General features: G+C 74.1%; 25 protein-coding genes. 6 read left to right on the top strand and 19 right to left on the bottom strand.

The annotated features are described in order from the left end of the window. The first annotated feature begins 8 nt into the window (after nt 1-8). From NR072_RS04205 to NR072_RS04195, 3 genes are read left to right on the top strand one after another with little or no spacing between them, the layout of a single operon-like run. Nucleotides 9-1199, top strand: a complete 1191-nt coding sequence (locus NR072_RS04205) for an LLM class flavin-dependent oxidoreductase (RefSeq protein WP_044658581.1) — start codon at nt 9-11, stop codon at nt 1197-1199. Continuing rightward, nucleotides 1196-1885 (top strand): FMN reductase, encoded by a 690-nt coding sequence (locus tag NR072_RS04200; protein WP_044658582.1) that lies wholly within the window; start codon nt 1196-1198, stop codon nt 1883-1885. Before NR072_RS04205 ends, NR072_RS04200 begins: the two co-directional genes overlap by 4 nt. Next, nucleotides 1857-2402: a MarR family winged helix-turn-helix transcriptional regulator gene (locus tag NR072_RS04195; RefSeq protein ID WP_225348399.1), complete on the top strand. Its 546-nt coding sequence runs from the start codon at nt 1857-1859 to the stop codon at nt 2400-2402. Before NR072_RS04200 ends, NR072_RS04195 begins: the two co-directional genes overlap by 29 nt. A gap of 99 nt (nt 2403-2501) precedes the next feature. Here the strand turns inward: NR072_RS04195 and NR072_RS04190 are convergent, their stop codons facing one another. The 8 genes from NR072_RS04190 to NR072_RS04155 all read right to left on the bottom strand — a co-directional run bounded on the left by NR072_RS04190 (nt 2502) and on the right by NR072_RS04155 (nt 8804). Continuing rightward, nucleotides 2502-3746 (bottom strand): trypsin-like serine protease, encoded by a 1245-nt coding sequence (locus tag NR072_RS04190; RefSeq protein WP_235281203.1) that lies wholly within the window; start codon nt 3744-3746, stop codon nt 2502-2504. 122 nt (nt 3747-3868) lie between these two features. Beyond that, nucleotides 3869-4870, bottom strand: coding sequence for an SseB family protein (locus tag NR072_RS04185; RefSeq protein WP_020628148.1), 1002 nt, complete (start codon nt 4868-4870; stop codon nt 3869-3871). Next, complete coding sequence (gene priA / locus NR072_RS04180) at nt 4867-5652, bottom strand: bifunctional 1-(5-phosphoribosyl)-5-((5-phosphoribosylamino)methylideneamino)imidazole-4-carboxamide isomerase/phosphoribosylanthranilate isomerase PriA (RefSeq protein ID WP_036313998.1); 786 nt, start codon at nt 5650-5652, stop codon at nt 4867-4869. The genes NR072_RS04185 and priA overlap by 4 nt, the downstream gene beginning before the upstream one ends. Before the next feature lie 32 nt (nt 5653-5684). Then, nucleotides 5685-5843, bottom strand: coding sequence for a hypothetical protein (locus tag NR072_RS04175; protein ID WP_004167696.1), 159 nt, complete (start codon nt 5841-5843; stop codon nt 5685-5687). Continuing rightward, a complete protein-coding gene (hisH, locus tag NR072_RS04170) occupies nt 5843-6502 on the bottom strand; it encodes an imidazole glycerol phosphate synthase subunit HisH (protein ID WP_004167703.1) in 660 nt (219 codons plus the stop codon). The genes NR072_RS04175 and hisH overlap by 1 nt, the downstream gene beginning before the upstream one ends. Continuing rightward, the gene (gene hisB, locus NR072_RS04165; protein WP_152743305.1) at nt 6502-7083 is read right to left on the bottom strand and encodes an imidazoleglycerol-phosphate dehydratase HisB; all 582 of its coding nucleotides are present in this window, start codon (nt 7081-7083) and stop codon (nt 6502-6504) included. Before hisB ends, hisH begins: the two co-directional genes overlap by 1 nt. Before the next feature lie 181 nt (nt 7084-7264). Next, nucleotides 7265-8386 (bottom strand): histidinol-phosphate transaminase, encoded by a 1122-nt coding sequence (locus NR072_RS04160; protein ID WP_044658584.1) that lies wholly within the window; start codon nt 8384-8386, stop codon nt 7265-7267. 43 nt (nt 8387-8429) lie between these two features. Beyond that, the gene (locus tag NR072_RS04155; RefSeq protein WP_044658585.1) at nt 8430-8804 is read right to left on the bottom strand and encodes a LysM peptidoglycan-binding domain-containing protein; all 375 of its coding nucleotides are present in this window, start codon (nt 8802-8804) and stop codon (nt 8430-8432) included. A gap of 293 nt (nt 8805-9097) precedes the next feature. Between NR072_RS04155 and lexA the strand changes: the two genes are divergently transcribed. Beyond that, nucleotides 9098-9814, top strand: coding sequence for a transcriptional repressor LexA (gene lexA, locus NR072_RS04150; protein ID WP_044658586.1), 717 nt, complete (start codon nt 9098-9100; stop codon nt 9812-9814). 48 nt (nt 9815-9862) lie between these two features. Here the strand turns inward: lexA and NR072_RS04145 are convergent, their stop codons facing one another. Both NR072_RS04145 and hflX read right to left on the bottom strand, forming a co-directional pair. After that, nucleotides 9863-11962, bottom strand: coding sequence for an ATP-dependent DNA helicase (locus tag NR072_RS04145; protein WP_044658587.1), 2100 nt, complete (start codon nt 11960-11962; stop codon nt 9863-9865). Continuing rightward, nucleotides 11959-13599 (bottom strand): GTPase HflX, encoded by a 1641-nt coding sequence (gene hflX, locus NR072_RS04140; protein ID WP_044658588.1) that lies wholly within the window; start codon nt 13597-13599, stop codon nt 11959-11961. Before hflX ends, NR072_RS04145 begins: the two co-directional genes overlap by 4 nt. Before the next feature lie 444 nt (nt 13600-14043). On the opposite strand from hflX, the gene NR072_RS04135 reads away from it, so the two are divergent. After that, a complete protein-coding gene (locus NR072_RS04135) occupies nt 14044-15207 on the top strand; it encodes an NAD(P)-binding domain-containing protein (RefSeq protein WP_256836273.1) in 1164 nt (387 codons plus the stop codon). 25 nt (nt 15208-15232) lie between these two features. After that, nucleotides 15233-15868: a class I SAM-dependent methyltransferase gene (locus NR072_RS04130; protein ID WP_134416538.1), complete on the top strand. Its 636-nt coding sequence runs from the start codon at nt 15233-15235 to the stop codon at nt 15866-15868. Between the two features lie 57 nt (nt 15869-15925). Here NR072_RS04130 and dapF read toward each other — a convergent pair whose 3' ends face one another. From dapF to NR072_RS04085, 9 genes are all read right to left on the bottom strand, one after another. Further along, nucleotides 15926-16879, bottom strand: a complete 954-nt coding sequence (gene dapF / locus NR072_RS04125) for a diaminopimelate epimerase (protein ID WP_036336799.1) — start codon at nt 16877-16879, stop codon at nt 15926-15928. 9 nt (nt 16880-16888) lie between these two features. Beyond that, nucleotides 16889-17827, bottom strand: a complete 939-nt coding sequence (gene miaA / locus NR072_RS04120) for a tRNA (adenosine(37)-N6)-dimethylallyltransferase MiaA (protein WP_256836270.1) — start codon at nt 17825-17827, stop codon at nt 16889-16891. Continuing rightward, complete coding sequence (miaB, locus tag NR072_RS04115; RefSeq protein ID WP_020628159.1) at nt 17827-19374, bottom strand: tRNA (N6-isopentenyl adenosine(37)-C2)-methylthiotransferase MiaB; 1548 nt, start codon at nt 19372-19374, stop codon at nt 17827-17829. Before miaB ends, miaA begins: the two co-directional genes overlap by 1 nt. A 39-nt stretch (nt 19375-19413) precedes the next feature. Further along, nucleotides 19414-20307, bottom strand: coding sequence for a regulatory protein RecX (locus tag NR072_RS04110; RefSeq protein WP_254184060.1), 894 nt, complete (start codon nt 20305-20307; stop codon nt 19414-19416). A 119-nt stretch (nt 20308-20426) separates the two neighbouring features. Continuing rightward, nucleotides 20427-21491 (bottom strand): recombinase RecA, encoded by a 1065-nt coding sequence (gene recA / locus NR072_RS04105; protein WP_041104259.1) that lies wholly within the window; start codon nt 21489-21491, stop codon nt 20427-20429. Nucleotides 21492-21701: 210 nt separating this feature from the next. Beyond that, entirely contained in the window at nt 21702-21920 is a 219-nt protein-coding gene (locus NR072_RS04100) for a DUF3046 domain-containing protein (protein ID WP_002856506.1), read from the bottom strand. A gap of 98 nt (nt 21921-22018) precedes the next feature. After that, entirely contained in the window at nt 22019-22420 is a 402-nt protein-coding gene (locus NR072_RS04095) for a helix-turn-helix domain-containing protein (RefSeq protein ID WP_036315027.1), read from the bottom strand. A gap of 106 nt (nt 22421-22526) precedes the next feature. Then, on the bottom strand, nt 22527-23810 hold the full coding sequence (locus tag NR072_RS04090) for a hypothetical protein (RefSeq protein ID WP_256836254.1): 1284 nt from the start codon (nt 23808-23810) through the stop codon (nt 22527-22529). A gap of 80 nt (nt 23811-23890) precedes the next feature. Continuing rightward, nucleotides 23891-24412: a CinA family protein gene (locus tag NR072_RS04085; RefSeq protein WP_095353821.1), complete on the bottom strand. Its 522-nt coding sequence runs from the start codon at nt 24410-24412 to the stop codon at nt 23891-23893. Nucleotide 24413 lies beyond the last annotated feature (1 nt).

The raw sequence follows: 24413 nt of genomic DNA, 5'->3' as shown, positions 1-24413 counted from the left end.
AGCACACCATGCAGTTCGGCGTCTTCACGATCGGCGACATCACCGCCGATCCGACGAACGGGACCGCCCCCACCGAGCATCAGCGGATCAAGGACACCGTCAAGATCGCCCGCCACGCCGAGCAGGCGGGCTTCGAGGTGTTCGCGACCGGCCAGCACCACAACCCGCCCTTCGTGGCCCCGGGCAACCCGCCCACGCTGCTGGCCTACCTGGCCGCGCAGACCGAGACCCTCCAGCTCTCCACGGCGACGACCCTGATCACCACCATGGACCCGGTGCGTCTGGCCGAGGACTACGCGTACCTGCAGCACCTCGCCGACGGTCGCGTGGACCTGACGATGGGCCGCGGCAACACCGGCCCCGTGTACCCGTGGTTCGGCAAGGACATCCGCCAGGGCATCCAACTCGCCGTGGAGAACTACAACCTCCTCTACCGCCTGTGGCATGAGGAGACCGTGGACTGGAGCGGCAACCACCGCACCCCGCTGCAGGACTTCACCCTCACCCCGCAGCCCCTGGACGGCGTCGCCCCCTTCGTGTGGCACGGCTCCATCCGCTCCCCCGAGATCGCCGAGCAGGCCGCCTACTACGGCGACGGCTACTTCCACAACAACATCTTCTGGAACAAGGAGCACGTCATCCAGATGGTGCGCCTGTACCGCCAGCGCTACGAGGACTACGGCCACGGCAAGGCCCATCAGGCGTACGTGGCCCTGGGCGGCCAGGCCTACATGGCGAAGAACTCGCAGGACGCCGTGGCGGAGTTCCGCCCCTACTTCGACAACGCGCCGGTCTACGGCCACGGCCCGTCCCTCGAGGACTTCTCGAGGATGACGCCCCTGACGGTCGGCTCGCCGCAGCAGGTCATCGAGCGCACGCTCACGTTCCGCGACTGGGTGGGCGACTACCAGCGTCAGATGTTCCTCATCGACCACGCCGGCCTGCCCACGGACACCGTCCTGCGGCAGATCGACCTCTTCGGCGAGGAGGTCCTGCCCGTGCTGCGCAAGGAGTTCGACGCTCTGAAGCCGGACGACGTCCCGGCGGCCCCGACCCACGAGTTCCTCGTGGCACGCGCCCGCCGCGGCGAGGCTCCCGTGCCCGGCGGCAAGGAGGGATCGCAGGCCCAGCTCGACCGCGCGGCGGCCGCCGAGCAGCGCGCCACCGCCGATGCCGCGAAGGGCGGTGCCGCGCAGTGACCACCCCCGGCGCCCCCGATGCCTCCGCCCCGTTCACGCCGCAGGCCCGGCACCTCGCCGTGGTCTCCGGCGGGTCCGGGGACCCGTCCCAGACCCGCATGCTCGCCGAACGCATGGCGGAGTCCGCCTCGGCGGCGCTCTCCGAGCACGGCGTGGTCCCGCAGATCCACCTGATCACGCTGCGGGAGCTCGCCGTGGACATCGCGCAGGCCCTGGTGACCTTCGCCATCTCCCCGGCCCTGCGCGCCGCCCTGGACGAGGTCGCCCAGGCCGACGCCGTCATCGCGGTCTCGCCCACGTACAAGGCCTCCTACTCGGGCCTGTTCAAGTCCTTCTGGGACCTCGCGGAGCCGACGTCCGTCGTCGGCGTGCCCGTGCTCCTCGGCGCCACCGGCGGCACCGCCCGCCACTCGCTCATGATCGACACCGCCATGCGGCCGCTGTTCGCCTACCTCAAGGCCCGCATCGTGCCGACCGCCGTCTTCGCGGCCTCGGACGACTGGGGCGAGGCGGCCGGCGTGCAGGCCTCGATGCGGACCGACCCGCTGCAGTCCCGCATCCGGGCCGCCGGACGCGACCTGGCCGAGATCACCCTGAGCCGCCCCCCGCGGGCACGCGCCGCCGCGCCCGCGGACCTCGACCTGGAGGTGACCCCCTTTGAGCAGCTCCTCAACCCCGGCCCCTGAGCCCGCCCCGCAGGACGCGGCGCCGGCGGAGCCCGACGGCGGCTGGTTCGGCTCCGCATCGGAGGCGCACCGCCCGGTGGACCCGCCCAAGCGCGCCTGGCGCGCCTACTTCGAAGCCACCCAGATGCTCACGGAGGTGCTGGAGCGCCGCCTGAAACAGGACTGCGGCATGTCGCTGGCCGACTACAACCTGCTGCTGCTCCTCTACGAGTCCCCCGAGGGCCGGCTCCGGCTGGGAGAGCTGGCGTCCCGGATGGTCTTCTCCCCGTCGCGCATCACCTACCAGGTGAAGACGCTCGTGGCCCGCGGCCTGATCGACCGCCGCCCGGTGGCCTGTGACCGGCGGGGCTTCGAGGCCGTCCTCACCGACGAGGGCCGGTCCGCCTTCCGACGCGCCGCGATCGAGCACGCCCAGCAGGTGGACGAGCTCTTCCTCGGCGACCTCGCGCCGGGCGAGGCGGAGTCCCTCACCCGGATCTTCTCCCGCCTGGGGCGGCGGCTCGAGGGGCTGTGCTGACCGCGTCCCCACCTGGCCGGGGCCGCCCCGGGACGTGACGAGGCCCGGTGATCCGTGCGGGATCACCGGGCCTCGTCGTGCCGTTGGGGGCGGAATCGATCAGCCGACCAGCTGACCGCCCAGGGTCACGGTGGCGTCCGTGGCGGCGCCGGCCGCGTCGACCACGGTCACCACCACGGAGCCGCCCGCGGGCACCTCGGCCGGCACGGGCAGCCAGGCGCGGTACTCGCCGGTGAGGTCCAGGCCGTCCTGGCCCAGGACGGTGCCGTCCGCGTCATAGGCCGTGACGGTGACGGAGGCGAAGCCGCCCTGTTCGGTCTGCGCGACCACCTGGGTGCCGTAGGCGACACCCTCGGCGGGCGCGGCCACGACGTCGGTCACGCCCGGCGCGGCGGCCTCGGCGGCCGGGGTCTCAGCAGCGGGGGCCGCCTCGGCGGCCTCCTCCTCCGCGGCAGCCTCGTCGCGGGCCTTGAGCTCGGCCGCGATGGCCTCCTCCTCGGCCGGCGTGAACTCCGTCAGCTCGGACTCGTCCACGGCGGGCTCGCCGCCGGTGGGCAGGTCCTCGTCGGCCACGGGGCCCGCGACGTCGGCGATCGCCGGGGCGGTCTCGGCGGCCGGAGCGGTCTCCGCGGCCGCGGCGGTCTCCGCGGCCGCGGCGGTCTCGGCGGCGGGCGCCGCGGAGGCGTCCAGCGCGTCGAGGGACTCGACCGGGACCATGATCGAGGACATCGCCTGGGCGTCGCAGCCCACCACGTTGCCCTCGGCGTCGAAGGTCACCGGGGCGATGCCCGAGATGACCCCGACCACCCGCTGCTGGGCGTCATAGACGGCCCCGCCCGAGTCGCCGGCGTAGGTCGAGGCGGTGTCGAGGGCAACCTGATCCGCGTACGCGTCGTCGCAGACCGTGGCGGCCTCGAAGGTCTGCGTGTGGGACACGGTGTTCGGCGCGCCCAGCGGCACGGACGAGCCGTGGGTGTAGACGGTCTCGCCCACACCGATGGACGAGGCCGGCCGCGTGGACCAGTCGCCCACGACGTCGACGTCGTCGGCCAGGGCCACGCGGACCGCGTCCACGCCCGAATCGCCGGGCAGTGCCGAGACGGTGCCGATCGCGGTGCCGTCAGCGTCGCGGACGGTCGAGCCGATCTGCCACTGGCCCGCACCACAGTGGGCCGCGGTGTAGGCGGTGGCGTCGTCGACGATGGTCAGACTGCACGCCCCGGCCGGCGCGGTGATCGCCGAGCCCTGGGTGAGCGTGGTCTGCGCGAGGGCGGGGCCGGCACCGGCCACCACCACCGCGCCCAGCGCCGCGGTGGCGACGCCGGTCAAGGTTCTGGTTCTCATGGGTACTCCTCGGAGGATGGGAGGCATGGGGCCGGCGCGCGGCGCACGGCCTCCAGGATGGGGTGGGGCCACCACGGGCCCTCCCCTCCCCCTCAACGGTACCGGACAGGCCGGGCGACCGATCAGGGTCGGCGGACCGTGATCTCCACGGAGTCGGCCCGCTCGGCCAGCAGCGGCAGGTCTGCCAGGAGGGTCTTGAGCGTGGCCGTCATCAGGCGCACCCCGGCCGCGTCGGCGTCCCGGGTGGGCATCGCGACGATCTGCAGCTCGGGCCCGGCCCCGCCTCCGTTCATCACCGCGCCGGAACCCGTGTGCGTGGCCACCCCCGACCCGGGTGCGAGGCCCAGGTTCAACAGGTTCGGGACCAGGTCGGCGACCTCGGCGATCTCGTCCGCGATCTCCTGGTCCCGATAGGCGGGGGTCCACTCCCTCTGCTGGGCGAGCGACCACACGGCCGGGCGTCGCACCACGTACGTGTGCTCGGCGCCGGCGTCGATGACGACGAGCTCACAGCCCTCGTCCACGGCGGACAGGCAGGCACGCGGCAGCCACACGGCCACGGGTCGGGCGACCGGGTTCCATGCCGTCAGCGCGGGCACGTTCGTGAACACCGGCAGCGCCTGCCGGCCGTCCGGCGCGCGCATGGTCACGAGGGCCACGTCCGCGGCCTTGTCCCCGTGCGCCGCGACGTCGTGCTCGTGACCGGTGTGGTCGGCGTGGTCGTGGACGTCGTCCTCGTCCACGGCAAGGGTGGGCACGACGGCGGCGAACACGCGGATGCGCGCGAGCACCTCCGTCACCTCCCGCTCACCGGCGGAGCCGTCCGTCAGGGCCGACATGACGGCGGTCCACTCGGCCGGGCTGGTGCCGTCGTCCTCGTCGAACACGTGCAACGGGTTCGCGGAGCCGTCCACGCCGGGGCCGGAGAGGTCACGGCCCTGCCACGGGACGCCCGCGGTGTCCGCGGTGTTCTCGCCCGCGGTCTTCTCCCGCATGCGGTCGAGTGCGGCCCGGATGTGCCCCGGCAGCTCCCGGGCCGCCGGATGCGGCACCGCGACCGTCTCGTCGATCGGACCGAGCCCGTCGTCGCGGGCCAGGCCGCCGTCGTCGTGCGAGCCCGTCACGGGGCGACCGGGCCGGGCTGCTCGGAGCGCGCCTGCTCCACCGTGGCGCCGCCGGCGACGGCCAGCGCCTGCTCCAGGCTGAAGCGGCCGGCGTACAGCGCCTTGCCCATGATCGCGCCCTCGACGCCCTGGCCGGTCATGGCCGCGAGCGCGGCAACGTCCTCGAGGGAGGAGATGCCGCCCGAGGCGACGACCGGCTTCGCGGTCTTCGCGCAGACCTGGGCGAGCAGCTCCGTGTTCGGCCCCTTGAGCGTGCCGTCCTTCGTGACGTCGGTGACCACGTAGCGGGCGCAGCCGGCATCCTCGAGGCGGGCGAGCACCTCCCAGAGGTCGCCGCCCTCCTTGGTCCAGCCGCGGGCGGCGAGCGTGGTGCCGCGCACGTCGAGGCCCACGGCCACCCGGTCGGCGAAGCGCTCGATGACGCGCGCGGTCCAGTCCGGGTCCTCGAGGGCGGCGGTGCCCAGGTTCACGCGCGCCGCACCCATCTCGAGGGCGTTCTCGAGCGAGGCGTCGTCGCGGATGCCGCCGGACAGCTCGATCTTCACGCCGATCTCCTCCACCACACGGCGCATGACCTCGCGGTTGTCACCGCGACCGAAGGCCGCGTCCAGGTCCACGAGGTGGATCCACTCCGCGCCGGCGCGCTGCCAGTCCAGGGCGGCGGTGACCGGGTCGCCGTACGAGGTGGCGCTGCCGGCCTCGCCCTGGACGAGGCGGACGGCCTGGCCGTCCTGGACGTCGACGGCGGGCAGCAGCTCGAGGGCGGGGGCGTTCGGGGTCATGGGGTTCCTCTCGGGTGGGGCGGCCGGCGCGGTCAGGCGCCGACGGTCAGGAAGGAGGCGGCGATGGCCATGCCGGCCAGCACGAGGACGATCACGATGGCCCACAGCGGCGCCTTCTGCGTGCGCATGGACCAGGCGGCGCCGAGCAGCAGCCCGCCGAGGGCGAGGTAGAGGACGGACCAGTAGGGCATCAGAGGGTCTCCAGCCAGTTGCGCAGCAGCTGCAGCCCGGCGTCCCCGGACTTCTCGGGGTGGAACTGCGTGGCCGACAGGGGGCCGTTCTCCACGGCGGCGATGAAGTCCGCGCCGTGGTGCGCCCAGGTGACCTGGGGCGGACGCATGGCGGAGATCGTCTGGTCGAACTCCCATTCGAGCACGCCGTAGGAGTGGACGAAGTAGAACCGCTCGTCCTCGATGCCCGCGAAGAGGGCGCTGCCCTCGGGCGGCCGGACGGTGTTCCAGCCCATGTGGGGCAGGACCTCGGCGGGTAGCTCGGCGACGACACCCGGCCACTCCCCCATGCCTGCGGTGCGCTCGCCGTGCTCGACGCCGGCGTCGAAGAGGATCTGGTGGCCCACGCAGATGCCGAGGACGGGTCGGCCCCCGGCCACGCGGCGGCCGATCCAGCGGGTGCCGCCGACCTCGGTCAGTGCCCGCATCACGGACGCGTACGCCCCGACGCCGGGCACGAGCAGCCCGTCGGCCTCCTGCACGGCCTGCGGATCGCGCGTGAGCTCGACCTCCGCGCCGGCCCGCTCCACGGCACGCAGGGCCGAGTGCACGTTGCCCGAGCCGTAGTCCAGGACGGCGACGCGCGGCCGCACGCCGGGGACGGTGGTGGGGCGGGCCATCAGAGGGCGCCCTTGGTGGAGGGCACGCCGGTCATGCGGGGGTCGTCCTCGACGGCGGCGCGCAGGGCGCGGGCGAAGGCCTTGAACTGCGCCTCGACGATGTGGTGCGGATCCCGGCCTCGCACGACGTCCATGTGGAGGCAGATCGCCGCGTGGTACGTGATCGACTCGAACACATGGCGGGTCATGGAACCGGTGAAGTGCCCGCCGATGAGGTGGTACTGCTGGCCCTCGGGCTCGCCCTCGTGCACGAGGTACGGCCGGCCGGAGACGTCGACGACGGCGCGCGCCAGCGCCTCGTCCAGCGGCACGGACGCCTCGCCGAAGCGGCGGATGCCGGACTTGTCCCCGAGCGCGGTCTTGAGCACCTCGCCCAGGGTGATGGCGACGTCCTCGACCGTGTGGTGCACGTCGATGTGCGTGTCCCCGGTGGCACGGACCGTCAGGTCGATCTGGGAGTGCCGGGACAGCGCGGTGAGCATGTGGTCGTAGAACGGCACGGTGGTGGAGATCTCAGCGCGGCCGGTGCCGTCCAGATCCATCTCGACGTACACGTCCGACTCGCTCGTGGTGCGCGTCATGCGCGCACGGCGTCCGGAGATCAACTCGGCTGCCACGGGTCCTCCTCGGGCTGGGTCCGCACCGGTCCGGGACGGGTGCGGGGGGATGCGGGTGCGCGCGGCCGGTGCCGGCGGGCCGGGGCGCCGCGCGCGCTGTCCCTATCCTAGGGAGCCGGGCGGACGCCGAGACTCCGGTGACGCCTCAGGACCGGTCCCCGGTCTCGCCGAGGACCTCCGCGAGAGCGGTGAGGAACGCCGTCGTCTCCGCCTCGGTGCCGGCGGTGACGCGCAGGTGGTGCGGGATGCCGACGTCCCGCACGAGGACGCCGCGGTCGAGCAGGCGGCGCCACACGTCGGACGCGTCCTCGAGGTGACCGAAGAAGACGAAGTTCGAGTCGGACACCGAGGGCCTCAGTCCCAGGCCGCGCAGGGTGGAGACGATGCGGTCGCGCTGGGCCTTGATGTCCTCCACGGTGCGCAGCAGCGCGTCCACGTGGTCGAGGGCGGCCTCCGCCGTGGCCTGCGTGACCGCGGAGAGGTGGTACGGCAGGCGCACCAGGCGCAGGGCGTCGGCGACGGCGGGGTCCGCGGCCAGGTAGCCCAGGCGCGCGCCGGCCAGGGCGAACGCCTTGGACATGGTGCGCGTGACGATCAGCCGCTCGCGGCCGGGCAGGAGCGTAAGGGCGGAGCGGGTGCCGGCGAGGGCGAACTCCGCGTAGGCCTCGTCCACGACGACCATCGCGCCGGGCCCGCCGGCGGCCTCGTTCTGCGCCTGCGCGGCGTACACGGCCTCGATGGTCGCCAGGTCCAGGGCCGTGCCCGTCGGGTTGTTGGGGGAGGCCAGGAAGACGACGTGCGGACGGTGCTCCCGCACCATGGCCGCCGCGTGCTCGGCGCTGAGGGTGTGGTCCGCGGCGCGGCCGCCGTCCACGAACACGGTGTCCGTGCCGCCGGCCAGCAGCGGGTACATGGAGTACGAGGGCAGGAAGCTCAGCAGTGTCCGTCCGGGGCCGCCGAAGGCCTGGAGGATCTGCTGCAGGATCTCGTTGGAGCCGTTGCCGGCCCACACGTGGTCCGCCGTGAGGCCGTGGCCGAGGTAGCCGGCGAGCGCACGTCGCAGCCCCGTGAACTCGCGGTCCGGGTAGCGGTTCAGCCCCCCGGCGACGGCCGCGACCCGCTCGGCGATGGCGGTGGCGACCTCCTGCGGCACCGGATGCGTGTTCTCGTTGGTGTTGAGCATGTACGGCACGTCCAGCTGGGGGGCGCCGTAGGGGCTCAGGCCGCGGAGGTTCTCGCGCAGGGGCAGGGAGCTGAGGTCGGTCATGGCCGCCAGTCTAGGAACCGTGGAGGGCGAGGCCCGCCGTGCGTCACCGCATGGCCGGGACGAACAGCTCCTCGCCCGGCGCGGGGGCCCGGCCCTCGAGCCCGTTGAGCTCGTCGATCGTGGCGATCACCTCGTAGACGTCCGCCTCCGGCGCCACCGTGGCGGCGATGGTCCACAGGCTGTCCCCGGGCATGACCGTGACGGACTGGGTGGCCGGTCCCGCGGTGTCCGCGGACACCGCGGCGGGCGACAGCAGCACACCCAGGAAGAAGGCGGCCGCCAGCGTGGCGGCCACGGCCGCGGCGATCACGGGGATCCCCCGCAGCACGAGGCGGCCGCGGCGGGTCAGACGGATGGTGGCCGGACGCGGCCGCGCCGTCGCGGGCGAACCGGCGAACTGGGCGGTGGTGAGCGTCATGGTGTCCTCCTCCGGGGCGGATGCCCTCCAGGCGATCGAACATCTGTTCGAATCCGTTCGAATCCCTTTCTAGCACAGGTGTTCGAGACACGCCACGACGAGATCGAACATATCTTTGAAGGAGAGGCGGCTCTCCTCTAGGCTCGAAGCGATGCACGGACGCCCCGGAACGCCCCCGGGGATCGCCAGGACACAGGCAACCAGCGGGGGCGGACACGGTAAGCGTCCGGACGGCAGCCGGACGCCGGAACACGAGTCCGGCCACCATCACCCCGGGAGAACGGACGGCAGCCATGAGCACCACCGACGATCAGCCGGCGGCGCGCGCGCCGCTCACCGACCGCCAGCGGCGGATCGTGCAGACCATCCGGGACGCGATCGCCGACCACGGCTACCCGCCCTCCATGCGCGAGATCGGCGACGCCGCGGGCCTGGCCTCGCTCTCCTCCGTCACGCACCAGCTGGGCCGTCTCGAGCGGCACGGCTACATCCGGCGCGACCCCGGACGCCCGCGTGCCCTCGAGGTGCTGCTCGACGTGGACGGCACCCCGCTGGGCGAGGCCGCCTCCCCCGCCGCTGCGCCGTCGTCGCAGGTCTCCACGATCCCCGCGTGGCACACCGGCACGGACGAGGCGGACAGCGTGCCGGTCCCCTGGGTCGGCCGCATCGCGGCGGGCGGCCCCGTCCTGGCCGAGCAGCATGTCGAGGACGTCATGGCGATCCCGCGACGCCTCACGGGCGAGGGCGAGCTGTTCATGCTGCGTGTCACGGGTGACTCGATGGTGGACGCCGCGATCTGCGACGGCGACTGGGTGGTGGTGCGCCGGCAGGAGACGGCGGAGAACGGCGACATCGTCGCGGCCCTGCTCGACGACGAGGCCACCGTGAAGACCTTCCGCCGCCGCGACGGGCACACCTGGCTCCTCCCCCAGAACACGGCCTACGAGCCCATCCTCGGCGATCACGCCACCGTGATGGGGCGGGTCGTCACGGTCCTGCGTTCGCTCTGACCCGCTCCCTCCGACCGGGCCGGGCTGACGGCCCGAGGCCGAGCGAGCTCAATCGCCCGAGGCGAGCCGTGCCAGCACCCCACGGACGACGTCGCCGTCCGTGGTGCGCCAGAAGTCCGGCAGGGCGCTCGTGATGTAGCCGCCGTACCGCTCGGTGGCCAGGCGGGGGTCCAGCACGGCCACCACGCCGCGGTCCGTCACGGAGCGCACGAGGCGCCCGGCGCCCTGGGCCATGCGCACGGCCGCGTGCGTGGCGGAGATCCGCATGAACCCGTTGCCGCCGTGCCGGGCGACGTCCCGGGTGCGGGCCTGGGAGAGCGGGTCGTCCGGCCGCGGGAACGGGATGCGGTCGATCACCACCAGCCGCAGCGAGTTCCCCGGCACGTCCACGCCCTGCCACAGGCTCATGGTGCCGAACAGGGACGTGTCCGGCTCCTCGGCGAACTGGCGCACGAGGGCGGAGAGGGTCGCGTCCCCCTGGCACAGGATCGTGGTCTTCGGCCCGAGCCGACGGCGCATCTCGGCGGCGGCGTCCTCGGCCGCCCGGCGCGAGGAGAACAGGCCGAGGGCCCCGCCCCGCGACGCCCTCAGGAGCGCCTCGAGCTCATCCAGGGACTCCGGCGAGGCCGTCCTGCCGGGCCGGGGCAGGTGCCGGGCCACGTAGAGCACCCCCTGACGCGGGTAGTCGAAGGGGCTGCCGACGTCGAGGGCCTCGAACTTCGGGGCGTCCGGACCGGCCAGGCCCACGTCGCCGGCCACCGAGTCGAACCGGCGCTCCCCCGAGCCCACGGTGAGCGTGGCGGAGGTGAGCACCGTCGTCGCCTTGCCGAACAGGCCCTCCCGCAGCTTGCCGGCCACCGAGAGCGGGGCCACGTAGAGCTGGGGCGGGTCGGTCTCGTCCCCCGGCTGCCAGCCCACGCCGGGCTCGAAGTGGCCGGGGCGGGTGGCCCACAGCACCTCGGGGAAGTCGGCCTCGGGCCTGGCGGCGAGCATGCGCTCCACCACCTCGAGGACCTCGAGGATCCGCGAGCGCGCCATCTGCCGTCCGCCGTCGGCGTCGGCCTCCTTGTCCTTGTCCTGGCCGAGGTCGGACAGGCACTGGCGCGCGGCCGTGAGGACGCCGGTGAGGGCCTGCTCCTGCACCTCGTCCGGGCCGGCGGCGATCAGGCCGGACGGGGTGTCCGTGAACGCGCGGTCCAGGGCCGCCCCGGCTTCGATCAGGTCCTCCACGGCCACGGTGGTGTGACGGCGCAGCGAGGTGGCGGCGCCGTGCACGATCGACCCGGACAGCTGCCCGGTGACCGCACCGGTCACCCGGTCCTGCAGCTCGTGGGCCTCGTCCACGACGACGGCCGAGTACGCCGGCAGCACCGCGAGCCCCTCGAAGGCGCTGATGGCGAGCATCGCGTGGTTGGTGACCACGACGTCCGCGTCCGCCGCGTCCGCGCGGGCCCGCTCGGAGAAGCACTCCTCGGCCTGGGGGCAGCGGGACGCGCCGAGGCAGTCGACCGCGGAGACGGAGACCTGCCGCCACGCGCGGTCGGTGACGGGGACCTCGAGGTCGTCGCGGTCCCCGGTCTCGGTCTGGTCCGCCCACGCCCGCAGGTACATCACCTCCTTGCCCAACAGGGAGGAGGGCCCGGCGGCGCCGTCCGTGGCGGAGCCGATCACCCCGCCGTCGTCGGCGACCGTGAAGAGGGCCTCCTCGCCCTCGTCCCCGGGGTAGCCGCCGTCCACCTTGTGCCGGCACAGGTAGTTGGAGCGGCCCTTGACCAGGGCGACGACGGGCTCGCGAGGCAGCTCGTCCTTGAGCGCCTCGACCAGCCGAGGGGCGTCCCGCTTCATGATCTGGGCCTGCAGCGCGAGCGTGGCCGTGGCGACGACGACGGGGTCCTCCTGCGTCATCGCGTGCTGGATCGCGGGGATGAGGTAGGCGAGGGACTTGCCGGTGCCGGTGCCGGCCTGCACGAGCAGGTGGCGGCGCGACTCGAGGGCGCGCGCCACCTGCAGCACCATCTCCCGCTGGCCCGCGCGATGCTGGCCGCCGGTGGCCTGCACCGCGGCGTCCAGCAGGCGCAGCGCCTCGCGCTCGCGCTCCGTGCGGGGCTGCGCGCCGCCCGCCCCGACTTCCTCCGCCCCGCCGCTCACAACGCGTCCGCCTCCACGACGAACTCGGCGAAGTCCAACGCGATGTCCTCACGGACCAGCACGGACAGGCGGGTGCCGCCCTCCTCGTAGCCCTCGGCCAGGATCTCCGCGTCCGCCGAGTGGAGGCGGGAGACCAGCTCACCCCGGGTGAACGGGATCAGCAGTTCGAGCCGCACGTCAGGCCGCGGGATGGTGGCCGCGATGGCGCGCTCGAGCTCGTCGATGCCCTCGCCGGTGCGCGCGGAGACCACCACGGCGTGGGGCTCCTTGGACCGGATCCGGGCGACGACGGCCGGGTCCGCCGCGTCCGCCTTGTTCAGCACGATGATCTCGGGGATCCGGTGCGCGTCCACCTCCGCGAACACGGAGCGCACCGCGGCGATCTGGCCCTCGGGGTCCGGGTGCGAGCCGTCCACGACGTGCAGGATGACGTCCGCGTCCGCGACCTCCTCGAGGGTGGAGCGGAACGCCTCGACCAGCTGCGTGGGCAGGTTCCGCACGAAGCCGACCGTGTCCGAGAGGGTGTAGCCGATGCCGTCCGGCGTCATGGCCTTGCGCACGGTGGGGTCCAGGGTGGCGAACAGGGCGTTCTCCACGAGCACCCCGGCGTGGGTGAGGCGGTTGAGCAGGGACGACTTGCCGGCGTTGGTGTAGCCGGCGATCGCCACGGACGGCACCCGGTTGCGACGACGGTTGGCGCGCTTGGCCTCGCGTGCCGGCTTCATCCCGGCGATGTCCCGGCGCAGCTTCGCCATGCGGGTGCGGATGCGGCGGCGGTCCAGCTCGATCTTGGTCTCGCCGGGGCCGCGGGAGCCGATGCCCTCGCCGGCGGCGGCACGGCCGCCGGCCTGCCGGGACATGGAATCGCCCCAGCCGCGCAGGCGCGGCAGCAGGTACTCGAGCTGCGCGAGCTCGACCTGGGCGCGGCCCTCACGCGAGCTCGCGTGCTGGGCGAAGATGTCCAGGATCAGCGCGGTCCGGTCGATCACCTTCACCCGCACCACGTCCTCCAGCGCACGGCGCTGGGACGGGGCGAGCTCGGAGTCCACCACCACGGTGTCCGCGCCGGAGAGCGCCACGATCTCGGCGAGCTCCTGCGCCTTGCCCTTGCCGAGGAACGTGGCCGGGTCCGGGGTGGCACGGCGCTGGATGACGCCGTCGAGCACCTCCGAGCCCGCGGTCTCGGCGAGCGCGGCGAGCTCCCTCAGGGAGTTCTCCGCGTCCTCCGCGGAGCCCTCGGTCCAGACGCCCGCCAGCACCACGCGCTCCAGGCGCAGCTGGCGGTACTCGACCTCGGTCATGTCCTCGAGCTCGGTGGACAGGCCCTGCACGCGCTTGAGCGAGTGACGCGCGGCGAGCTCGTCCTGGTCGCCGTCGGCGTCCGTGTGGCCGTCCTCGCCCTCGTTCAGGGCGAGTGCGCGGCCCGCGAGCGCGCCGGAACGGTCCGGGGTGCCGGCGTCGGGGGCGCCCTCGTCGTCCGCGGCCACGCTGACCGCGGAGCCGCGCCCGGTCGCCTCGCGCTCGGAGGCACGGCGAGCGTCATCGGCGGCCAGGATGCGCTCGATCACGGCCTGGATCTCGTCCTCGGAGCCGTGGGTGCCCTGGGGGCCGGGGGTGTGCTGGTTCTTCTCAGTCATGGTCTCCTCTGGGCCGCCGCGGTCGGGTGGCCCGATGGTCTCAGGGTAAAGGGGTGCGCGGACGCGTTAGGCGGCTGTCCGCAGGGGGCGGACGTGACGGGTGACGCGCACGGCCGTGTGGGCAGGGGTCGGCGCCGCGCTGCGACGATCTCGCGGCGGCTCCGTTCGCGGGAGGAAGGCGAGCACGCGGCACCGCAGCCACGAAGTCTCGTCGGCGGGCGTGCAGGGGCGGACCACATCGTCCATGGTGGGATCTCCATCAGGTGCCGGGGCGCGCTCGACGGCCTCATCCGAGGCGGGCGCGCGAGGGGGCGGGGGCGGGCAGTGACGCGGGGGCGTCAGCGCAGGAAGATCCACATGGGCGTCGAGTGTACCGGGCGGCGCGTGTGGGCGACAGGGGCCCCGGCGCCCGGTCCGCTGACGACGCGCACGTATCCTGCGGGCATGACCGCGTCCCCCCCCCCCGCCCCGCCGCAGCCCGGCCGGACGGGCCGGGCGACCGTCGTCGTGATCGGCGCGGGCCAGGCGGGGCTGTCCGCCGCCTACCACCTGCGCCGCCGCGGCTTCGTGGGGCTGACTCCGAACGACGACGGCGCCGCCGGCGTCCCCGAGGACGCCCCCGGCACGTTCGTGGTGCTCGACGCGGAGACCGCCCCGGGCGGGGCCTGGCAGCACCGCTGGGACTCGCTCACGATGGCCACCGTCAACCACATCCACGAGCTGCCCGGCGACCCGGTGCCGCCGGCCGACCCGGCCGCGCGCGCCAACGCCCTGCTGCCGGCCTACTTCGCGGACTACGAGGCACGGTTCGCCCTGCCGATCCGGCGGCCCGTGCGCGTGAGGCGCGTCGAGCGGATCGGCGAGCCGGGACGTGCGCGCGGGTTCTTCGTCCGCACGGACGGGGCGCCGGGCACGTGGCGGGCGGACTTCGTGGTCAACGCGACCGGCACCTGGACGTCCCCGCGGTGGCCCTCGGTGCCCGGGATGCGCTCGTTCCGCGGCCGGCAGCTGCACACCCATGACTACGTGTCCAAGGACGAGTTCGCCGGGCAGCGGGTGGGGATCGTGGGCATGGGCGTCTCGGCGACGCAGCTGCTGGCCGAGACCTCCACGGTCGCGGACACCCTGTGGGTGACCCGCCGCGAGCCGCAGTGGCAGGACTCGGCCGCGCCCGGCGCCCTGGCCGAGTCGGTGCGCGGGGTGGACGAACGGATCCGTGCGGGCCTGCCGCCGGGCTCCGTGGTCGAGGCGACCGGGATGCACCGCTCGTCCTGGGTGCGCGAGGCCGAGACACGAGGCGTGCTGGTGCGCCACCCCATGTTCACGGCCGTCGAGCCGGACGGGGTGCGGATGCCCGACGGCTCGTTCGAACCGGCGGACGTGATCCTCTGGGCCACCGGCTTCCGGCCGGCGATCCGGCACCTCGCTCCCCTGCGGCTGCGCACGCCCGCCGGCGGCATCCGCGTGGCGGGCGCGCGCGCCCTGGACGAGCCGCGCCTGTTCCTCCTCGGCTACGGCCCCTCCCAGTCCACGGTCGGGGCCAACCGCGCCGGGCGCGACGCAGCGCGCGCGATCCTCGCGGACCTGGCCGGGCCGGCGTCGGGCTGAGGGCCGCGACGACCTGCTGGCTACCATGGTCGCCGTGAGCTCCGCATCCCACTACTTCGACGCCGACCCCTCCGCGCCCGAGCGGCGCCGCACCCTGCGGACCCGCCTGGCCGGCCGCGACGTCGAGGTCCAGACGGCCAACGGGATCTTCTCCCCGGACGGTCTGGACAAGGGCACCGCGGCCCTGTTCTCGGCCGTGCCCGCGCCGCCGGCGAGGGGCCGGTTCCTCGACGTCGGCGCGGGCTGGGGGCCGGTCGCCCTCACGCTGGCGCTGCGGTCGCCCGAGGCGGAGGTGACCGCCGTCGAGGTCAACGACCGCTCCCTGCAGCTGACCCGCGACAACGCCGCGGCGCTGGGCCTCGGCAATGTCGTGGCACTGCGGCCGGAGGACGTCCCCGAGGGCGCGGAGTTCGACCTCATCTGGTCCAACCCGCCCATCCGGATCGGCAAGCCGGCGCTGCACGCCCTGCTGGAGCGGTGGCTGCCACGACTGGCCCCCGGCGGCGAAGCCTGGCTGGTGGTGCAGAAGAACCTCGGCGCGGACTCGCTGCTGCCGTGGATCGGCCGGATGCTCGAGGAGCGCGCGCCCAGCCGGTTCACCGCGGAGCGGGCGGACAGCGTCAAGGGCTTCCGGATCCTGCGGGTGGCGCGGGCGCGCTGAGGCGCCGTTTCCCGAACGACAGCGGTTCGTGGCCCGCCGTTTCCCGAACGACAGCGGTCAGGCGGTGAGTTCGCCGTCGAAGACCAGCTCGGCCGGCCCCGAGAGGACCACGTGCTCGGCCCCCTCCGGACCCGGCACGACATCCACGGCCAGCACGCCACCGGGCACCTCGACGAGCCACGAGTCCGAGCCCTGGTCGCCCGACCACGCGCGCATCGCCACAGCCGCCGCGCACGCGCCCGTCCCGCAGGACTGGGTCTCGCCCACCCCGCGCTCGTGCACGCGCATCCGCACGCGGCCGACGCCCTCGCGCACGAGCGGCTCGTGCGCGGCCACGAACTCGACGTTCGTGCCGTGCGGCGGAGCCGGGTCCACCTCGGGGGCGCGGCCCAGGTCCAGACCCTGCAGGTCGGCGAAGGAGGCCAGCGGGACCACGGTGTGGGGGTTGCCCAGCGACACGCTCAGCGCCGGACGCGGATCGGTGAGGCCGTGGGCGAGGACCATCGAGTCCGACGCCGCCTCCTCCGCCAGCTCGGGGTCGAGGTAGGACCAGGGGCCCATGTCGATCGCGTAGCCGTGCTCGAGCCGGGTCACGGCCTTCACACCGGCGCGCGTGCCGATGGTGATCGACCGGCCGGGGGCCAGGTCCACGAGGCCCTTCTCGACCAGGAAGTGCACGAAGACGCGCACCCCGTTGCCGCACATCTCGGCGATCGAGCCGTCGCCGTTGCGGTAGTCCATGAACCACTCGGCCTCGGGGTGCTCGGCGAGCAGCGCCGCACCCTCCGGCAGGCGCGCGGACCGCACGGCGCGGATGACGCCGTCGGCGCCGATCCCCCGGTGCCGGTCAGCCAGCCGTGCGACGCGCTGGGCGTCGAGCTGCGTGTTGCCGTCCGGGTCGGCGATCAGCACGAAGTCGTTGCCCGTGCCATGGCCCTTCGTGAACGGCACGCGCGGCGCGCTCGCGTGGAGGGGGTCCTGGGCGGCGGGCGCCGCGGGCTGCTCGGTCATGGGCCCAGTCTAGGTGGCGCCCCCGGCGACGACGGCGAGCGCCTCCGCCACGACGTCCTCGCCCTGCGCGTCGAGCCAGACGACGCGCGGGTCGGCCCGGAACCAGGTCTCCTGGCGTCGGGCGAACCGGCGCGTGGCCACGACGGTCTGCTCGGCCGCCTCCGCCTCGGTGAGCTCGCCGTCGAAGACGGCGAGCATCTGGGCGTAGCCGATCGCGCGGGACGCGGTCGGTCCCTGCCGCAGCCCGTCCGGCCCGGGGACGTCAAGGCGGCGGACCTCGTCCAGCAGGCCCTCGGCCAGCATGCGCTCCACCCGGGCCGCGATCCGCCGGTGCAGCTCGGCCCGGTCCAGGCGCAGGCCGAGCTGCACCACGGGGGCGACCTCCGGGGCGTACGTGCGCTCCGGCATGAACGCGGAGAACGGGCGGCCCGTCAGCCGGCACACCTCCAGCGCGCGCACGATGCGGCGGGCGTCCTGCAGCCGCTCCGCCGAGACCGGGTCCAGGGCGGCCAGCTCGGCCCTCAGCCCGGCCAGGCCCTCCCGCTGCGCGCGCGCCTCCAGCTCGGCCCGCAGCGCCGGGTCCGTGGGCGGGAACTCGAGCACGTCCAGCGCCGCCCGCACGTACAGCCCGGAGCCACCCACGAGGATCGGGGTCCGACCCCGCGCGCGGATCTGGTCGAACAGGTCGCGGGCCGCGGACTGGAAGGCCGCCACCGAGGCCTCCTGGCCGACGTCGAGCACGTCCAGCTGATGGTGCGGGACGCCCTCGCGTTCAGCCTGGGTGACCTTCGCCGTGCCCACGTCCATCCCCCGGTAGAACTGCAGGGCGTCCCCGTTGACCACCTCGCCGTCCAGCGCGTGCGCCAGGGCGACGGCGAGGGCGGACTTGCCCGTCGCCGTCGCCCCGACGACGGCGACGACGGGCGGCCGGGCCGCGGCGGCGGACATCAGGACCGCGGGCGCAGGGTCGGCATGCCGAGGCTCGTGGCCCCGGAGCCGCCCGCCGTGCCGGGGGCGGGCGCGCCGCACGACTCGGCCTGGGCGCGGTCCCACGCGTCGCCGGCCCGGGAGCGGCGCAGGACGTAGTCCTGTGCGGTCGGGTCGGCGACGGCGAAGAACGGGTGGGCCTCGGTGACCGTCACGGTGACGAAGTCGCCGGGGCGGGGGGTCTCGGCGCCGGCGGGCACGGAGAAGTGCACGAGCCGGTTGTCGGGTGCGCGCCCGGACAGGCGGCCGCGCTCCGCGGCCTTGGAGCCGGAGTCGGCGGTGACGAGCAGCTCCTGGCGGGTGCCGACGAGCGTGGCCATCTCCTCGGCCGAGATCCGGTCCTGCAGGGCCACGAGGCGCTCGAAGCGCTCCTGGACGACGGCCTTGGGCACCTGGTGGTCCATCTCCCCGGCCGGGGTCCCCGGGCGGATGGAGTACTGGAAGGTGAACGCGGAAGAGAAGCGGGAGGCCTCGACCACCCGCATCGTCTCGGCGAAGTCCTCCTCGGTCTCCCCGGGGAAGCCGACGATGATGTCCGTGGTGATGGCGGCGTGCGGGATGCGCTCGCGCACCTTCTCCAGGATCCGCAGGAACTTCGCGGACCGGTAGGAGCGGCGCATGTCCTTGAGCACCTTGTCCGAGCCCGACTGCAGGGGCATGTGCAGCTGCGGCATGACGTTGGGGGTCTCGGCCATCGCGTCGATGACGTCGTCCGTGAACGCGGCCGGGTGGGGGCTGGTGAAGCGGACGCGTTCGAGGCCCTCGATCTCCCCGCACGCGCGCAGCAGCTTGGCGAACGCGCCGCGGTCGCCGAACTCGACGCCGTAGGTGTTCACGTTCTGGCCCAGCAGCGTGACCTCGACGGCGCCGGCGTCGACGAGCGCCTGCACCTCGGCGAGGATCTCCCCGGGGCGGCGGTCCTTCTCCTTGCCGCGCAGCGACGGGACGATGCAGAACGTGCACGTGTTGTTGCAGCCCACGGAGATGGACACCCAGCCGGAGTGGGTGGAGTCGCGCTTGGTGGGCAGGGTGGAGGGGAACACCTCGAGCGACTCGAGGATCTCGATCTCGGCCTCGGCGTTGTGGCGCGAGCGCTCCAGCAGCACGGGCAGGGAGCCGATGTTGTGGGTTCCGAAGACGACGTCCACCCACGGGGCCCTGCGCTGGATGGCGGCCTGGTCCTTCTGGGCGAGGCACCCGCCGACGGCGATCTGCATGCCCGGGTGCGCGTCCTTCACCGCACGCAGGTTGCCGAGGTTGCCGTACAGGCGGTTGTCCGCGTTCTCGCGGACCGCGCACGTGTTGAAGACCACGAGGTCGGCCTGGGCGTCCTCGGCGACCGGGGCGTAGCCGGTGGACTCGAGCAGGCCGGAGATGCGCTCGGAGTCGTGCACGTTCATCTGGCAGCCGAAGGTGCGGACCTCATAGGTCAGGCCCTCGTGCGGGCGCGCGGCGGCGCCGTCCTGCGCGAGCGGGGTGGTGCGGGGGGTGGGGTCCGTCAGAGTCACCGCACCATTCTAGGAACTCCGGGCGCGGCCCGGGTCCGCTCACTCCTCGTGCTCGGCGAGGACCTCCTTCACGACGGCGAACGCGAGGCCGCCGCCGTAGCCCTTGCGTCCCAGCATGCCGACGAGGCGGCGGGTCACCTTGTCCCGCTCGGCCCGGGCCTCCGGCGAGGCACCGCCGGGGACGGTGCGGCCCCGCAGCCGTCGGCGCACGAGGTCGAGGGCGGCGGCCCGTTCGTCCTCGCCGTCGATGGCCTCGAGCGCCTCGGCGGCGATCTCCCGGTCCACGCCCTTCTGCTGGAGCTCGTGCCCGAGGGCACGGCGCGCCAGGCCCTTGCTTCGGTGACGGCTGCGGACCCAGACCTCGGCGAAGGCGGCGTCGTCCACGAGGCGCACCTCCTCGAAGCGGTCGAGGACGCGCTCGATCAGCTCGGGCTCGGCCTGGCGCTCGGCGAGCTTGCGTTCGAGCTGGCCGCGGGAGCGGGGGCCCAGGGCGAGCTGGCGCAGGACGACCTCGCGTGCGGCCTCCTCGCGCTCACGCGGTGCGGTGGGCAGGGGCGCCGGGCCGGGGCGACGTCGGGGGCGGTCGGTCTCGACGGCGGGGCGGGGATCCACGGCCGGGCGTCCCTCGTCGCGAGGACGGCCACGCCGCGGGGGCGTGGTGGCCCGCTTCCGGCCCCGGCGCTCGATGTCCGCCCGGGTGTCCTCGCGCCCGGACCAGGGCAGCGTCCGGGGCCCGGCGCCGGGCGCGGGGCTGGGCAGGTCGCTCGCGCGAGTCAGCAGGGCCCCGAGATCCGGTGCCACGCCGGGGGCGGGATCCGGGACGTCCCCCGCGGGGGTCCCGGCATCGTGCGCGGGCACGGCGTTCCGCGCGGCCTCCGTGGCGTCCGCGTCGGACGACGTCGGCTCCGGTGCGCCGGCCAGATCGAGCCACATCCGGCCCACGTCCGAGTCCCGGGCGTCGTCGAACGCGGACGCACCGGGAGCGGAGCCGCTCCGGCCGGTCGTCTCCGACCGGTGGGCGGCCCCGCCTCCGACGTTCCGGCGCGATCGGGTCATCCGGCCGCGGTGTCCCCCGGAACCGCGGTCAGGGCCGGGGCCTCGTCGTCCTCGGCCTCCGGGGCCACGCCGATGCCGAGCTTCGTGAGGATGCGCTCCTCGATCTCGTTGGCGAGGTCCGGGTTGTCCTTGAGGAAGCGACGGGCGTTCTCCTTGCCCTGCCCGAGCTGGTCCCCGTCATAGGTGAACCACGCGCCGGACTTCTTGACGATGCCCTCCTCGACACCCATGTCGATCAGGCCGCCCTCGCGGGAGATGCCGACCCCGTAGAGGATGTCGAACTCGGCCTGCTTGAAGGGCGGGGCCATCTTGTTCTTGACGATCTTCACGCGGGTGCGGTTGCCGACGGGGTTGCCGGCCTCCTTGAGGGTCTCGATGCGGCGGACGTCGATGCGCACGGACGCATAGAACTTGAGCGCCTTGCCGCCCGTGGTGGTCTCCGGGGAGCCGAAGAACACGCCGATCTTCTCGCGCAGCTGGTTGATGAAGATGGCCGTGGTCTTGGTCTGGTGCAGGCGGCCGGTCACCTTGCGCAGCGCCTGGGACATGAGGCGGGCCTGCAGGCCGACGTGGGAGTCGCCCATCTCGCCCTCGATCTCGGCGCGCGGGGTCAGCGCGGCCACGGAGTCGATGACGACGATGTCCAGGGTGCCCGAGGAGACGAGCATGTCCATGATCTCCAGGGCCTGCTCGCCGGTGTCCGGCTGGCTGACCAGCAGGGCGTCCGTGTCCACCCCGAGCTGGCGGGCGTAGACCGGGTCCAGGGCGTGCTCCGCGTCGATGAAGGCCGCGATGCCGCCGTTGCGCTGCGCGTTGGCCACCGCGTGCAGGGCCAGGGTGGTCTTGCCCGAGGACTCCGGGCCGTAGATCTCCACCACGCGGCCGCGCGGCAGGCCGCCGATGCCCAGGGCCACGTCCATGGCCACCGAGCCCGTGGGGATGACCTCGACGGGTGCCTGGGTCTGGTCCCCCAGCCGCATGACGGAACCCTTGCCGAACTGCTTGTCGATCTGGGCGAGAGCGGCCTCGAGGGCCTTCTCGCGATCCGTCACCTTGCTCATCCTTCACCCCTAGCTCTGGTGGTGCTGCCGCGGACGCTGGAGCGCCCGCCTCGGTCATGTCCGTGAATCTACGGGGGGCGGCGGACACGATAAGCGTGGCCGGCCCCGCCTGTGCACGAGATCACCCCGTCGCACTGCTGTGCAGGACTCTACCGCATTCTTCGAACACGTGTTCGAACAGGGGCAGTGCCCCGCCAGCGCGTCGCGGCGTCAGCGTTTCGGCGGCACGTCCCGACCGAGACGCCGCTCCTGCGGGATCTCATGCAGGTCGCAGACCGCCAGCCAGACCCGCCGCGGGTCCACGCCGGCGGCGAGCGCCGCCGTCGCGGTGGTGTCCAGGCCGGGCAGGTGCAGGGAGTCGGCCACGAGGCCGGCCCGGGCGGGGCCGAACTCCTCGTCCATCAGCCGGCGGAACTCGCTCTCGCGCACGGGCGGTCCTCTCTGTGGTCGGTCGCGGGGTCAGGGACGGGGACGCAGACGGCGCGGGCGCCCCGAGACGGGGCGCCCGCGCCGTGGGTGTGGCGGGGTCAGCGGCCGGCCAGCGAGCCCAGGCTGGGGTCCGTGAGGTCGTCCGGCAGGGTGTCCGGGACGACCATGCCCTCCTGCTCCACGAGCCGGTCCGAGACCTCCCGCAGCAGGTAGGACAGCGGGATGTCCAGCGCCTGGCAGATCGAGGCCAGCAGCTCGGAGGAGGCCTCCTTCTGGCCGCGCTCCACCTCCGACAGGTAGCCGAGCGAGACACGGGCATCGTGCGAGACCTCGCGCAGGGTGCGGCCCTGGAGCTGCCGGACGTCGCGCAGGACGTCGCCGATCTCGTGGCGGAGGAGGGGCATGCTGCGCTCCTTGATGTCGGGGGCGGCCGCGCGGGGACGGGGCTGGTCATCGACCCAGCGCGTGATTCCGTGGGAATGGACGGGATGTCGCATCATGTCTATCGCCTGCTCCTGGACTTTTCCTGAAGGCACCGGGCCGCGGGCCTGATCCCGCGAGGCACTCTTCTTGACTCATTACATTCAACGTCGGGCGGGGTCGCGTTCATTCCCGAGGCACGGCCTCCCCCTCCCTCGGGCGTTCCGCGGCCCCGTCGCCCCCGTGCCGCTCCGAGCGCCGATGCCGTTCCCGCAGGGAGTACGTGGCGTTCCGGATGCGGTCGGAGTCGTCCAGGCTCGAGCCGACGGCCCCGGCCATCGTGCCCATCGACGCCGCGAGCCACACGAGCCGGACGTAGTCGCCCACGCCGCTGGGCTGGTCGAGATCTTCCCCCAGATACTCCACGGGGATGATCATGAGCGCGACCAGCAGCAGCGTCACGAAGAGCAGCACGTAGACGACGGTGCAGGCCAGGCCCACGGTGAGCACGGTGGAGAGGTCGTCCAGCCGCGAGCTGTGCCGGTGGGCCGCACCATGCGTCCACAGACCGTTCGTGGTGACCAGCCACGCCACCAGCAGCACGACGGACAGCACGCTGACCGCCGCGAGCCGCCCCGGGGACATCACGCTGGAGAGCACCCAGATGGAGCCGAACAACACGCCGTAGGCACCGGCCGCGCTGGCCGAGGCGATCGTGAACGTCATGTCCCGCGGCATGAGCAGCGGCCGGTTGGCCATCACCATCCCGGCCAGCAGACGCAGCGTGCCCGTCCAGCCCTTCACGTACACCGTGGACGTGCGCCGGGACCCGCCGCCCATCCGGGTGGTCGTGGTCACGTCCGCGTCGACGTCGACCAGGGGGGCGATGCCCCGCAGTGCGTCCGTGTCGGGCTCAGGGGGCTCGTCCGTCGGGGACCGGTCGTCGTCCTCCTCCACCTCGCCGGACTCGTCGGAGGACTGCACGTCCAGCTCCCCGTCCGGCGGGTCCACGTGGGGGGCGGTGTCGATGTGCTCGACGATCCGCAGCACCGTCTCCCGCAGCCGGCGGGCCGGGGTGATGACCCCCAGCGCCGGGACGCACACGACGCCGACCCGCAGCTGCGGCACGACGTCCGCCACCACGCCGCGCCGGTCGTCGAACCGGGGCAGGTCGACGACGGCGACCACCGTGTCCCATCCCTGCCCGTCCGCGAGTGAGCGGACCGGCTCCTCCAGGACCATGCCCCCGGTCGCACCGACCGGCAGCGACTCCTGCCGTGTCTCGACCCGCCAGCCGCCGGGCTGCGGCAGGCGTTCGTCGAGCCGGTCCTCGACGTCCCCGGCGATGCGGCGCACGAGGGCCCACGGGGTGCCCGGGTCGGCCACGAGGCCGATGACGCGGGGGCCCGGGGCGTCGTCGCCGTCCTGCGGTGCATGCTCGGGCGGGGTGGGAGGCGATGCGGTCTCCATCGCGCCGAACCTACGCACCGGGTTGGGCCGGCACCAGGGACGGGGCGCCGAGTCGGGTCGGTCGGCGCCCCCGTGCAGCCTCAGTGGCCGGGGCCGGCGAGCAGGTGCGTCAGGGCCTGCAGCGCCGCGGCGACGGTGGCCTCCCGGATCGCGGCCCGGTCGCCGTCGAGCCGGAGGAGGATCGCGGTGGCCGCGCCGTCGCGCTCGCCGCCGAGCACGTCCAGCGCGCTCGCGTCCGCGTCGGGCACGGCCAGGCCGAGCCACACGGTGCCCACCGGCTGGCCCTGGTGCGGCTCGGGCCCGGCGACGCCCGTGGTGGCCACACCGACGTCGGCGCCCAGGGCCGCCCGGGCGCCGAGGGCCATCCGTCGGGCCACGTCCGCATCCACCGCCCCGACCCGCGCGAGCAGGTCCTCCGGCACACCCAGCAGGCCGGTCTTCACGGCGTTCTGGTAGGCCACCACGCCGCCGTGCAGCACGGCCGACGCCCCGGGGACGTCGGCCAGGCGCGCGGCCACCAGACCGGCGGTGAGGGACTCCCCCGTCGCCACCGTGAGGCCCGCGTCCGCGAGCGCGTGCACCACGTCCCGGGCCGCCGCCATG

The sequence above is a fragment of the Micrococcus sp. Mcc89 genome, assembly GCF_024519795.1.
Lineage (GTDB): Bacteria > Actinomycetota > Actinomycetes > Actinomycetales > Micrococcaceae > Micrococcus > Micrococcus luteus.
The sequence above is the reverse complement of the archived record's forward strand: the minus strand, read 5'-3'. Positions and strand labels throughout refer to the sequence as shown.